Source organism: Cupriavidus sp. PB-02 (assembly GCF_058252315.1).
Map to the genome: position 1 here is coordinate 2,588,387 of NZ_CM177694.1, position 13,328 is coordinate 2,601,714.

General features: G+C 63.6%; 8 protein-coding genes and 1 pseudogene. 4 read left to right on the forward strand and 5 right to left on the reverse strand.

Going from position 1 to position 13,328, the window contains the following annotated elements; translation table 11 throughout:
* Window positions 1-3 precede the first annotated feature (3 nt).
* Window positions 4-2,019 carry an acetyl/propionyl/methylcrotonyl-CoA carboxylase subunit alpha gene (locus tag AC10V3_RS12165; protein WP_022535512.1) on the forward strand — a complete coding sequence of 672 codons (2,016 nt, stop codon included), beginning with the start codon at window positions 4-6 and terminating at the stop codon, window positions 2,017-2,019.
* A 387-nt stretch (window positions 2,020-2,406) separates the two neighbouring features.
* Window positions 2,407-4,150: pseudogene (locus AC10V3_RS12170) on the forward strand (IS1634 family transposase).
* A 273-nt stretch (window positions 4,151-4,423) separates the two neighbouring features.
* Here AC10V3_RS12170 and AC10V3_RS12175 read toward each other — a convergent pair.
* The 3 genes from AC10V3_RS12175 to AC10V3_RS12185 all read right to left on the reverse strand — a co-directional run bounded on the left by AC10V3_RS12175 (window position 4,424) and on the right by AC10V3_RS12185 (window position 7,653).
* On the reverse strand, window positions 4,424-5,806 hold the full coding sequence (locus tag AC10V3_RS12175) for an MFS transporter (RefSeq protein WP_022535515.1): 1,383 nt from the start codon (window positions 5,804-5,806) through the stop codon (window positions 4,424-4,426).
* Window positions 5,807-6,031: 225 nt separating this feature from the next.
* On the reverse strand, window positions 6,032-6,706 hold the full coding sequence (locus AC10V3_RS12180; RefSeq protein ID WP_022535516.1) for a glutathione S-transferase family protein: 675 nt from the start codon (window positions 6,704-6,706) through the stop codon (window positions 6,032-6,034).
* Entirely contained in the window at window positions 6,703-7,653 is a 951-nt protein-coding gene (locus AC10V3_RS12185) for a hydroxymethylglutaryl-CoA lyase (RefSeq protein ID WP_022535517.1), read from the reverse strand. Before AC10V3_RS12185 ends, AC10V3_RS12180 begins: the two co-directional genes overlap by 4 nt.
* A 113-nt stretch (window positions 7,654-7,766) precedes the next feature.
* Here AC10V3_RS12185 and AC10V3_RS12190 point away from each other — a divergent pair, with 113 nt between their 5' ends.
* Both AC10V3_RS12190 and glnA read left to right on the forward strand, forming a co-directional pair.
* Entirely contained in the window at window positions 7,767-8,780 is a 1,014-nt protein-coding gene (locus AC10V3_RS12190; RefSeq protein ID WP_022535518.1) for an AraC family transcriptional regulator, read from the forward strand.
* Between the two features lie 209 nt (window positions 8,781-8,989).
* Window positions 8,990-10,465, forward strand: a complete 1,476-nt coding sequence (gene glnA / locus AC10V3_RS12195) for a type I glutamate--ammonia ligase (RefSeq protein ID WP_022535519.1) — start codon at window positions 8,990-8,992, stop codon at window positions 10,463-10,465.
* A 635-nt stretch (window positions 10,466-11,100) separates the two neighbouring features.
* On the opposite strand, the gene AC10V3_RS12200 is transcribed toward glnA, so the two are convergent.
* Both AC10V3_RS12200 and AC10V3_RS12205 read right to left on the reverse strand, forming a co-directional pair.
* On the reverse strand, window positions 11,101-12,072 hold the full coding sequence (locus AC10V3_RS12200; protein ID WP_022535521.1) for a tripartite tricarboxylate transporter substrate binding protein: 972 nt from the start codon (window positions 12,070-12,072) through the stop codon (window positions 11,101-11,103).
* Window positions 12,073-12,092: 20 nt separating this feature from the next.
* Window positions 12,093-13,289: a threonine synthase gene (locus AC10V3_RS12205; RefSeq protein ID WP_041681079.1), complete on the reverse strand. Its 1,197-nt coding sequence runs from the start codon at window positions 13,287-13,289 to the stop codon at window positions 12,093-12,095.
* Window positions 13,290-13,328 lie beyond the last annotated feature (39 nt).

The following is a 13,328-nucleotide window of genomic DNA, read 5'->3' on the forward strand; positions in this document are numbered from 1 at the left end:
TCGATGTTCAACAAGATCCTGATCGCCAACCGCGGTGAAATCGCCTGCCGCGTGGCCGCCACCTGCCGCCGGCTCGGCATCCGCACCGTCGCGGTGTACTCGGACGCCGACGCCGACGCGCGCCACGTCGCCTTCTGCGACGAGGCCGTGCATATCGGCGGCGCGGCCGCGCGCGACAGCTACCTGCGCGCCGACCACATCATCGAGATGGCGAAGGAGACCGGCGCCCAGGCCATCCACCCGGGCTACGGCTTCCTGTCCGAGAACGAGGCCTTTGCCGAGGCCTGCGCCGCGGCCGGGCTGGTCTTTATCGGACCGCCCGCGTCCGCCATCAACGCGATGGGCAGCAAGAGCGCGGCCAAGCAGCTGATGGAGAAGGCTTCGGTGCCGCTGGTGCCGGGCTACCATGGCGAGGACCAGGATCCGGCCCTGCTGCGCCGCGAGTCCGATCGCATCGGCTACCCGGTGCTGCTCAAGGCCAGCGCGGGCGGCGGCGGCAAGGGCATGCGCGTGGTCGAGTCTGGCGATGGCTTCGAGGCCGCGCTGGCCTCGGTCAAGCGCGAGGCGTCGGCCAGCTTCGGCGACGACAAGGTGCTGGTGGAGAAATACCTGACCCGCCCGCGCCACATCGAGATCCAGGTGTTCGCCGATACCCACGGCAACTGCGTCTACCTGTTCGAGCGCGACTGCTCGGTGCAGCGCCGCCACCAGAAGGTGCTGGAAGAAGCGCCGGCACCGGGCATGACCGAAGCACGCCGCCGCGCCATGGGCGAGGCCGCGGTCGCCGCGGCCAAAGCCGTAGGCTATGTCGGCGCCGGCACGGTGGAGTTCATCGCCAACCAGGACGGCTCCTTCTACTTCATGGAGATGAACACGCGCCTGCAGGTCGAGCATCCGGTCACCGAGATGATCACCGGGCAGGACCTGGTCGAGTGGCAGCTGCGCGTCGCCGCCGGCGAGCCGCTGCCGCTGACGCAGGAGCAATTGCGCATCGACGGCCACGCGCTGGAAGCGCGTATCTACGCCGAGAATCCCGACAAGCAGTTCCTGCCCTCCACCGGCACGCTGCGCTTCCTGCGCACGCCGCCGGCGGTGCAGTTCATGCGCGGCGGTGATACGCACGGCCCGGCCGGCATCCGCATCGATGCCGGCGTGCGCGAGGGCGACACCATCAGCCCGTTCTACGACCCGATGATCGCCAAGCTGATCGTCTGGGGCAAGGATCGCGACGAAGCGCTGGCACGCATGCGCCAGGCGCTGGCGTCGTATCACGTGGTGGGCCTGTCGACCAACGTCGCCTTCCTGCAGAGGCTGGTGTCGTCCGAGGCGTTCCGCACCGCCGATCTCGACACCGGCCTGATCGAGCGCAACGAGAAGGTCCTGTTCCCGGCGCCGGCGCCGGTCGGCATGGAGATCATCGCGCTGGCCGTGGCCGCGCTGATGGATCGCGAGAACAAGGAACGACGCATCGACGCCGCCGACCAGCATTCGCCGTGGACCCACGGCGGCGCGTGGCGGCTGAACGGTGGCGCGACGCGCCAGTTGCGCTTTGCCTATGGCGAGCAGGTGCTCGACGTCACGCTGAACACCAATGAGCGCGGCAGCACGCTGTACTACGCAGGCATGGCCGGGCAGTTCTCCGCGCAATGCCAGGCAGACGATATCCGCGTCGACCTTGGCACGCGCCGCGCGCATGGGCAAGTGCATCTCGACGGCGAGACGTTCCACGTCTTCAGTGCCGGTCGTCACGTCACGCTGACCTGGCTCGATCCCCTGGCCCATGCGGGCGAATCGGAAAGCGAAGGCGGCAAGCTGACCGCGCCGATGCCGGGCAAGGTCATCGCGGTGATGGTCGAGGCCGGCAGCACCGTCACGCGCGGCGCCCCGCTGCTGGTAATGGAGGCGATGAAGATGGAGCACACCATCAGCGCGCCGGCCGACGGCGTGGTCAGCGAAGTGCTGTACGGCATCGGCGAGCAGGTGACAGAAGGGGCGCAACTGCTGGCGTTTGAGGCTTGATATGGGCAGGTTGCCGACAAGGCTCTGGCCTGTAGGCGCGGTAGCGCAACGTTGGTGCGGCAATGTGTTGAACGCGAGTCACCACCCTTGGTGAACGCTCCCCTCTCCCGCTTGCGGGAGAGGGGAGCAAACCGGCAGCACGCAGGCTTTGGCAGCAAAACGAGGTGGCATCGCAAGCGATGCCACCTCGTTTTTTTTGCAGGAAGCACGGAGCCCGCAAACCGGGGAACTAGTCCTCGTTTCAGGCAATACGCACGTGGGTTCCGGCTAGCCCGAACTTTGACTTCCCAAATAGCCGGAACCCGCATCGACGCTGGGTTTCGGCTATTTTTGAGACTATTATGTAGCCATGTAACTTAGTATTTATTTGTGCTTGAATAAGTGTTCATGTATATCGAACACGTCCCGAACCGCAACTCGCCCCCCGCCATCCTGCTGCGCGAGTCCTATCGCGACGGCAACACGGTCAAGAAGCGCACCCTCGCCAATCTCTCGTCGCTGCCCGCCGAGGTCATCGAAGGCTTGAAGGTGCTGCTACGCGGTGGCGTCGCGGTGTCGTCCGCCGATGAGGCCTTCGTGATCGAGCGCAGCCTGCCACACGGACACGTGGCCGCCGTGCTTGGCGCGGCGCGCGCCTGCGGCGCCGAGCAGTGGTTTGCCTCGGCACCGGCCGCGCTGCGCTCGGTGGTGATGGCACTGCTGGTGACGCGGGTGGTGTCACCCGCTTCCAAGCTCGCCACGCATCGCATGTTGCGCGACGAGACCGCGACCCACTCGGTGTCGCGGCTGCTGAAGTTGGGCGACGTCGAACTCGAACAGGTCTATGCCGCGCTCGACTGGCTGGGAGAAGCTCAGGAAGGCATCGAGAAGCGCCTTGCCAGGCAGCATCTGAGCGGCAGTACGCTGGTGCTCTATGACCTCACTTCCACGTGGGTGACGGGACGCTGCTGCGAGCTTGCCGCCCACGGCTACAGTCGCGATGGCAAGCGCGACGACCCGCAGATCGTGTTCGGTCTGGTTTGCACTCGTGAGGGCTGTCCGGTGGCGGTCGAAGTCTTCGCCGGCAACACCGCCGATCCGGCTACCGTGGCCTCGCAGGTGGACAAGCTCAAGAACCGCTATGGCATCGAGAAGCTCGCGTGGGTGGGCGACCGGGGCATGCTCACGCAGGCGCGCATCGACACGGTATTGCGCCCGGCTGGCCTGGACTGGGTGAGCAGCCTGCGCGCGCCGCAGATGGCCGCACTTGCCCGGGAGAAGGGCCCCCTTCCAGCCCTCGCTATTCGATGAGCGCAACCTGCTAGAGGTGACCAGCGAGGCGTTCCCCGGCGAGCGGCTCATCGTGTGTCGCAATCCGCTACTGGCCGAGGAGCGCAGCCGCAAACGCGAGGCGCTGCTGCAGGCCACCGAAGCCGAGTTGATGAAGATCACCGACGCGACCACGCGTGCCCGCAATCGCCTCAAGGGCACCGAGGAGATTGCCCTGCGCGTAGGCCGCGTCATCGATCACTTCAGGATGGGCAAGCACTTCGAGTTGAACATCACCGACTCGAGCTTCACGTGGGAACGCAAGGCCGAACAGATTCAGCAGGAGGCCGCACTCGATGGCCTTTACGTGGTGCGTACGAGCCTGCCGGCAACGGACTTGCCGGCTGAGGCGGCCGTGACGGCCTACAAGGGTCTGGCGGTGGTGGAGCGGGCCTTCCGTTCGCTCAAGACGGTCGATCTGCAGGTGCGTCCCATATTCCATTGGAACGCAGCGCGCGTGCGCGCTCACGTCTTTCTGTGCATGCTTGCCTACTACATCGAGTGGCACATGCGCGAGAAGTTAAAGCCGATGCTGTTCGACGATGAATACGTCGAGCTCGCGCGTACGGCCCGGCCCTCGCCAGTGGCCAAGGCACGACGCTCGGACCAGGCGAAAGCCAAGGACGCCACCAGGCTTGGCGAGGACGGCTTGCCGGTGCACAGCTTCCGCACGTTGCTCGATGATCTGGCCACGCTCGCGTACAACGTCTGTCACACACCCCTCAACCCGCAAGCAAAGATCGTCATGATCACGCGGCCGACCCCAGTTCAAGAAAAGGCCTTCCGCCTGCTCAACGTCAGCCCCGTCGCCTGTACCCAGTAATCGACTCGCTCGCGCGCACATAACCGTGAGAAACCAAAGCATTATGCGCGCCGCCAGCTCAAAGTTCGGGCTAGCGCCTCTCTGGCTCTCCCGGTGACAATGATCCCAGGTCGGCCGCCCCGGCGCCGCGGAGGCAGCTCCTGGCAGAAGGAACTGACAGAGCCTCCTGCAGGCGGTCCAAGCTCAAATTGGCGAATTCAGGTGAAGAAATAAAAAAAGGCCCCCTGCATCAGGGAGCCCCGAGGCGCGTTGCCGCACCCTCTGCATGCGACCTCAGTGGCGCAGTGTCGCCGGACGCGTGCCGGTTGCAACCGGCTCAGGAAGCTCGGCGCTGACGTCCTCGTCATGCGCCGAGGCCGAGCGGCGATGGTCCACCATTGCGATGGCGGCCAATGCAATCACCGCCGGCACGGCGATCGCGAAGAAGTTCTGCTGCAATGGCAGGTTCATCCCGACCAGGGTGCCGATCACGATCGGCGCCAGGATCGCGCCGCTGCGGCCGACGCCTGAAGCCCAGCCGATGCCGGTCGAGCGCACAGCCATGGGGTAGAACTGGCCAACGTATGCGTAGGCGAGGATCTGCGTGCCGATCGTCGTGGCGCCGGCCATGCCGACAAGGAAGTACAACATTGCGGTCGGAACCTTGTAGCCGAGCATGGAGATCGACACGGCCGCCAGCGCGAAGAACACCACCAGCACGTGCTTGATGTGAAAGCGGTCAGCCAGCCAGCCTCCGCCCACCGCACCAGCGATCGCGCCGAAATTCAACACCAGCACGAAAGTCAGCGCGGAGCCAAGGCTGTAGCCTGCATTGGCCATCAATTTTGTCAGCCAGGAACTGAGCGCGTACACCATGAACAAACACATGAAGAATGCGATCCAGAACATGACCGTGCTGAAACCGCGTCCCTCATGGAACAGGTGGCGAATCGGCGCATCGTCGGCCTTGTGCTCGGACGGCAGTGCGAAGCGGTCATTCGCATGCGGCTGGTAGCTCGGCTCCAGCTTCGCGACGGTTTGCTTCAGTTCGTCAATGCGGCCCGACTTGATCAGGAACGGCATCGATTCGGGCAGCGACTTCATGATCAGCGGGATCAGGATTGCCGGGAGTCCCGCCGCGACGAACACGGATTGCCAGCCGTAGGTCTCGATCAGGCCTTTGCCGAGGACTGCGGCCAACATGCCGCCCACCGCATACCCGCTGAACATCAATGTGACCATGGTGCTGCGGATCCGCTTCGGCGAGTACTCGGTCATCTGCGCCACCACGTTGGGCATCACACCGCCGATGCCGAGGCCGGCAAGGAACCTGGTCACGCTGAACGTTACCGGGTCGCTGGTGAAGCCGGCCGCCGCGGTGAAGACGCTGAACAGCCCGACGCAGATGGCAATGGCCCGGCGACGGCCGATCCTGTCCGCGATCGTTCCCAGGAAAATGGCGCCGACCATCATCCCGAACAGCGCTGAGCTGACCATGAATCCCGCACTGGTCGAGTTGACGCCCATGTCCTTCATGATCGACGGCAGCGCGATCCCGGCGACTGCCAGGTCGTAGCCATCGAAGACGATGATGAGCGCGCACCAGAATAGTACGAGCCTGTGAAAACCATTGAAGCGGGCCTCGTCGGCCAGCTTGTGAACGTCGACTTGACGCATTGCTTGTCTCCCCGGTGCTGCCTGCACCCATGTTGGCGGCCCGCATAACTCTGCAGGCCATTCCCCCGCGAACGTCGAGATTCAGGGGGGTTGTCTAATGACCGTAGCAGCATAGGCAATCCGTACGCATCGATCTGTCGTTGCAATGACAATCCGCACCGGGGATTTCCCTAGCGCGTTCGCGCCCTGCCCCCATCAAGTAGAGGATGCGTCGCGCGCCGCCACTTACGTGCCTGGCGCGGTGTCCGGCGCGGGGACAATCGAGATGCCCTGCGCCAGCGCTGCCGCCTCCTGGGCTTTCAGGGCACGGATGAAGCCGGGTCGCAGCTGCAAACGCTGCCAGTAATCCGCTATCGCCGGCGTGAAGCGCGGCTGAAGTCCCAAGTGCTGTGCGAGCAGCAAGGCGTAACTCACGGAAACATCGGCCGCGGTGAAACGACCCGAGCACAGGTATGCGTGCTTCTCGATGACCGGCTCCAATGTGCGCAATCGCGCCAGGAACCATTTCGCGTAATCCGCTGCGACGGTCGGCTGGCGCCGCTCTTCTGGCTCGAATCTCGAATAGCGAAGGACCAGCGTCTGCGGAAACGTAAGAGTAGCCTCACCGAAATGAAGGTAATTCAGGTAGGCGCCGAAATCGTCCTCCCCTGCCTCGACCTGCAGCGAGGTGGGCGCACCGGTTGCGCAGAGGTACTGGCAGATCGCAGCCGATTCTGACATCCGGGTCGTCCCGTCGATCAGGAATGGAACCGTACCCAGCGGATTGATCTCCAGGTAATCCCGCGACAGGACGCGCGGCGGGAAAGGAAGCATCACCAGCTCATATTGCCGGCCCAGCTCCTCCAGCATCCAGAGGGGACGGAAGGAGCGCGCACTCATGCAGTGATAGAGAATGGTCATGACTGGCAGGTCAACGATGTGACGTGACCGCGCTTCGCCATCAGTGCCCGTGCCGCTTTGGAAGCTGGCAGGCGGCCCAGATGATCCGAGATAAAGGCGCTTGCCGATAGCAGCTTGTCCATATCGACACCGGTCTCGATCCCCACGGAGCCGAGCAAGTAGACAACGTCCTCGGTGGCAACGTTGCCCGAAGCACCCGCGGCGTAGGGGCATCCCCCGAGCCCGGCAACAGAGCTGTCAAATACCGCCATCCCCAGCTCGAGTGCGGCGCAGATATTTGCAATGGCCATGCCAAAGGTGTCATGAAAATGACCGGCAAGCATTGCCATCGGCAAGCCTTGGCCGACGGCATCGAGCATTCGCCGCACCGACGTGGGCGTACCCGTTCCGATGGTGTCGCCCAGCGACACTTCATAGCAACCCATGTCAGCGAGCCCCCTGGCCACCTGCGCAACCTGGGCCGGTGCCACCGCGCCTTCATAAGGGCATCCGACCACGCAGGATACGTAGCCGCGCACCTTGATATCGTGGGCAAGCGCGGCAGACACGAGCGGCTCGAAGCGCCTCAAGCTTTCACTGATGGAGCAATTGATATTCCTCTGCGAAAATGCCTCTGAGGCAGCCCCAAATACTGCCACTTCGTCGGCGCCCGCCTCGATGGCAGCCTCCAGGCCCTTGAGATTCGGTGTCAGTACAGGATAGGAGGTGCCAGGTCTGCGCCGAATGCCCTTGAGGACCACTGCGTTGTCTGCCATCTGCGGCACCCACTTTGGCGAGACGAAGGCCGTGGCCTCCACCGCCGGCAGTCCCGCATCCGCCAGGCGTTCGATAAGCTCGATTTTTACTGCGGCGGGAACTATCTGCTTTTCACTCTGGAGGCCGTCCCGCGGTCCGACTTCGACAATCCTTACCTGTTTTGGCCATGACTTGCTGATTCCATCATCCATCTCGACTCTCCTCCGACTTCAAGATTCCCACGACGCGAGCATAGGGCAACAGCGGATGCAAAGCGTGCCAACTCCCTTGCAGATCGTGCCAGTTGGACCAAAACTCACCAGACATGAAATCGGTAGCAGAAACACCCATCGCGTTTGTTCGTTCGATCGTCCTGGCGTACGAGCGCTACGGCGTGGACCCGCGGCGAGCGCTGCGCGCAGCGCACATTTCACCGTCGATACTGCGCAGCGAGGATGCGCGCGTGACTGCCGATCAGTTCGAGGCGCTGTCGGCGACTGCCATGCAGGAGCTTGATGACGAGGGGCTTGGCTGGTTCTCGCGGCGCCTCCCCTGGGGAACCAATGGCATGCTTTGCCGTGCCTCGTTGCCGTCGCAGAATTTGCGGGTAGCGCTGCTGCGCTGGTGCCGGCACTATGGCTTGCTGGTGGATGACATCAAGCTGGAACTGAGCGTTGAGGCTCGGCTGGCGCACCTCATCATCCGCGAGAACCGTGACCTGCTCCGCCAACGTGAGTTTTGCCTGGTAAGTACCCTGCGGAACATCCACGGCTTCGCGTGTTGGCTGGTCGATTCCCGCATCCCGCTGTCGCGCGCCACCTTCCCGTTCAAGAAGCCGCGGCACGCCAGGGCCTATAACTTGATGTTTCGCGGGTCAATCGATTTCGAGGCGCCCCACGCCAGCCTGGTTTTCGACGCGGAGTATCTGCAATTGCCCGTACGACGGGACGATCACGATCTACGGCAGATGCTGCTTCGTCCTCTGCCGCTCATCGTGCTCCAGTACAGGCGCGACCGGCTCCTTTCGCAGCGAATTCGCAAGCTGTTCCGTACGCGTGGCTTCGAGGTTTCGACATCCGCCGCTGTGGCGGCGATGCTGAACGTTTCAACGAGAACCCTTTACCGGCACCTGGCAGAAGAAGGCGTCTCGCTTCAGGGCCTGAAGGATGAGGTCAGACGTGATCTGGCGATCCAGCAACTTACACGCACCGCCAGGCCGTTGAAGCAGATAGCGATCGCTGCGGGGTTCGGCAGCGAAGCCAGTTTCATCCGGGCATTCCGGCAGTGGACGGGGAAAAGTCCAGGGGAGCTCAGGCGAACAACATCCGTGGATAGGTGAGGCGCGCCGCCAGCAAGAAAGATTCCCAAAAAGATCGCCATGCATCACTTGTTTCCAGCCGTGGTGCGGTGAACTGCCTGGGGAGAACGCGGATTTCACCGCATCGGAGCCGTCTCGGGCAGACTGCAACGGGTTGCTATAGGCACTTTGCATTCGGAATTTGACAGGCTAATGTTGGACTATGCCGCGGGCAGACGAGGGAGGCAGTCATGGGCATGGTCTCGATAGAACCCGGCAGCTATCAATTTGCGCTGCCGCAAAACCCCGGTGAAGTCATCGATCTGATCAGGAAGCACGCGATCCAGGTCGTTGACCTCAGGTTCACCGACTTGCCCGGAGTGTGGCAGCACTTCTCGATCACGCTGCCGGAAATCAACGACGATCTGTTCTCGACCGGCATCGGGTTCGACGGGTCGTCCATTCGTGGATTCCAGGAGATTCACGAGTCCGACATGCTGGTCAGGCCTGACCCGGCCACGGCATTCATCGACTCGTTCTGCACGGCACCAACGCTGGTGTTGATCTGCGACGTGCTGGATCCTGTCCTGCACCAGCCGTACTCGCGCGATCCGCGCTACATCGCACGGAAAGCGGAGCTGTACCTGCAGCAAACCGGTCTTGCCACCGATTGCTACTTCGGCCCCGAACTGGAATTCTTCATTTTCGACTCCATTCGCTTCGGGCAGGACCAGCACTCAGGCTACTACTATGTCGAATCCGCCGAAGGCGACTGGGCCTCGGGCCGTGACGAAGGTGCCTATGGCGGAGGCAATCTTGGCTACAAGCAGCGCTATAAGGGAGGATACTTTCCCGTGCCGCCAAGCGATACGCTTCAGGACATCCGCTCCGAAATCGTACTCGCGCTGATGCAGGCCGGCATCCAGGTCGAGGTGCATCACCATGAGGTCGCTACGGCGGGCCAGAATGAAATCGACATGCGCTTCGCACGCCTGGCGCGCATGGCAGACAACGTGATGATGTACAAGTACATCTGCAAGAACGTTGCGCGCCGACACGGCAAGGTCGCGACATTCATGCCCAAGCCCCTGTTTGCCGACAACGCGAGCGGCATGCATTGCCACCAGAGCCTCTGGCGCGGCGGCGAGAACCTCTTCTATGACGCGAACGGTTGGGCGCAGACGTCCCAGATGTGCCGCTGGTACATCGGCGGCCTGCTCAGGCATGCGCCCGCCCTGATGGCGTTCTGTGCACCGAGTACAAATTCCTACAAGCGACTGGTGCCTGGCTACGAGGCACCTGTCAACCTGGCCATGTCGCAGCGCAACCGATCCGCCGCAGCCAGGATTCCAATGGTTTCGGATTCACCAAGCGCCAGACGCGTTGAATTTCGCTGCCCTGACCCGTCCGCCAATGCCTACCTCGCCTTCTCGGCAATGCTGCTCGCCGGCCTTGACGGCATTGAAAACCAGACGGACCCCGGCGACCCGCTCGACAAGAACATCTATGACCTGCCACCAGAGGAAGCCGCCGGCATCCGGCAGGTTCCAGGGTCCCTCGAAGAGTCGCTTGCCGCGCTGGAAGCCGACTCAGCGTTCCTGCGAAAGGGAGATGTCTTTACTGAAGACCTGATCAGGACCTGGATTGACTACAAGCGCACGCACGAGATCGATACCTTGAAGTTGCGGCCACATCCGTGGGAGTTCCAACTCTACTTTGACATCTGATCACCGTGCGCCCCATGCCAACTCAGGCACGGGTGTCGAGAATGGCGATGGCACTGCTTGCACTGCCACAGCAATTCACTGACAAGACGCCCGATAAGCTGGACGGCTTCTGGCGCGAATGCGCCCCAAAGCCTTGAGAAAATGGTACCCCTGGATTGTCACCTGAGGACGGCTGTGGTCTGGTCCGAGGCGTTCAAGCGTAATCAACTGATGCGTGAGCAGCATCTCCACATCCGTTCGGTCCAACTCACGCGCATCAGCGCTGTCGTTTACGAGTACGAGAGTAGCGAACTCATGATGACTCAGCACAGGCGTCTCCTCAGCAAATGGGGGTAGTTTTGCAGCGGGACTTCTTAATACGGGGAGTTGGCGGCAGAGACCTTGTCCTGGTGAGGCAAGATCTGGCCTGCGGGCACTTGCTCTTCGCGCCCGGAAAGTCCATGTTAGTTGATCACTCGGCTCTGATCAATACGAGACGCGCTGTTGCAGGTCGCGGCACGCATTACGGCATGCTTCAACGGTCGCCACTTTTCACTCCCGCATCGCGGCCGGGCCGACGGTTATGTCCGACCGTTCGGTCGGGATACGGGAGCGGACCGAGTCCACGCAGGATTGACACGCTAATCCCTGCTCCGTTATTCCGGCTGAATGCCGGCCTCCCGCACCACCTTGGCCCACCGGGCGATCTCGCTGCGCATGAACGCAGCGAGCTGTTCGCGTGAGGAACCCTTCAGCTCGACGCCCTGGCTACTGAGCCGGTCGCGTGTCGGTCCATACGCCAGCGCCTGGTTGACCTCCATGTTCAGTCGCGCCGCGATGTCCGGCGGCGTCCCGGCCGGCACCACGATGGCCCACCACTGGCTCAGCTGCATGCCGGGCAGCCTGGCTTCCATGGCCGTTGGCACCGCTGGAAGCGCCGTCAGCCTCGACGTGCTCGTGACCATCAACGCGGCAACCTTGCCAGCGCCCAGCAAGCTGCTGCCACTGGCCAGCGTGGCGAAGTGCGCGCCGACCAGTTGCGCCGCAACATCGCTCAACGCGGGCGCCGAACCCCGATAGGGGACCGGATCCACCTTCACACTGGCCTGCGCCTCCAGCATCTTTGCGGAAAGGTGGCTGATGGAACCGTTGCCGCTAGTCGCTATGAGCAGAGGCGCATCACCGCCCTTGCGTGCGTCGGCGAGAAAACGCTGGATGTCGCCGGTCTTGTAGCGAGCACTGTCGGCGAATAGGATCAGCGGCGACTCACCGATGAGCGAAACCGGCGCGAAGTCTCGCACCAGGTCGTACGGCATCTGCGTAAAAACGGCGGGAGCGATCGCGTGCGGCAGTTCCACGACCGCAAGGGTATAGCCGTCCGGGGGAGCTTTGGCGGCAATCTCCAGGCCGATCCGCCCAGAGGCGCCGGAGCGGTTCTCGACCACCACGGTCTGTCCCATGGTCTGGCTCATGCGCTGCGCGATGGCACGTGCGAGGGCGTCGGTGCTGCCGCCTGGCGCCCATGGCACGATCAGCCGCAGCGGCTTGTCCGGATACGCCGCCAGCGCAGCACTACTGCAAGCCGCGGCGAGAAAGAGCAGCGAAGCGATGATGCTGCGAATCGTCATGCCAACACTCCTTGGGAAGTTCATAGGGAATCGAATGGGAACGGGTCGCGGTCGCCCTTGGCCGTCAGCAGCAACAGCACTTGCTGGGACGGCGCAATACGCCCTGCGCAGCGCAACTGCCTGGCGGCGCTGTAGCATGCGCCGGCGCACAGCTCGACCCAAAAGCCGGCCTTCGCCAGGCGGGACATACCCTCCGCTGCGGCGCGATCGTCGACCACCACCGCGCCCCCGCCGGAAAGGCGGGCCGCCATTGCTTGTTGCAGCGTGACGGTGGTGCCCGCCGTGGAAAACTGCGCGGTCCGACCCTCGAATTCGGACTGGAGCGCCACGCCGTCCAGCACCCGCGACAAACGCGCAAACGGCTCGACCGCCCACAGTTGCGGCATGCGCGCGAGCATGCCGCCATGCACCAGGTCGCGCAGCGCGCTGTAGACGCCCCAGAGCAGGTCGCCCCGCGCCGTCGGCACCAGCACATGGTCCGGCCGGACGCCTTGGGCCACCCACTCAAGCGCCACGGCACGGTATCCCTCGACACCGAATACCGGACTGCCGACAGGCGGCACACAGTAGTTGGTCACGGCAAAAGCGCCGTCGCGCTCCACGCGCCGCCGTACGTGTTCCCAGCGCGCGTGCCCGCTGTCGAAGGCCACGCGCATCGCGCCGTACTCGTGAAGGGCGCGCGCGAACGGCGCAGGCAGGTCGCGATAGGTGGCGATCTCGCAGGGAAGGCCCGCGGCGGCGCAGTACGCCGCCGCCGAAACCGCCGCGTTGCCGCTGGACGCCAGCACGACAAGCCCGGCGCCAACGTGCAGGGCACGGCTGACGGCTTGCGCCGACATCCTGTCCTTGTGTGAACCGGTCGGGTTCATGCCCTCGTGCTTGATCCACAACTGCTCGACATCGAGGGTTCGCGCGAGCACGGGCACATCGAGGCAAGGTGTATTGCCCTCGCCCAGCGAAATGCCATCCGAATAGGGCAGCCATGCCCCCCACATATAACCCTGGCTTTTCGGCTGAAGCGGCAATGGCGCGCCAGCGTAGACCGCCTCGACGCTGCTCGGACGTCCCGCCCCGGCACAGCGCGGACAGCCCCTCGGCATGTCGGCTATGGGATACTGGGTGTGACATGCAATACAGCGCAAGGCGGCGAGGCGCTCATTGCGGCGCACGCGGCCCGTGGCGCGTATTTCGGATGGTGGTTGAAAGGATGTTTGCATGCGGTGGATGTTAGCGCCACTGCTCGCCCTGCACCGTCA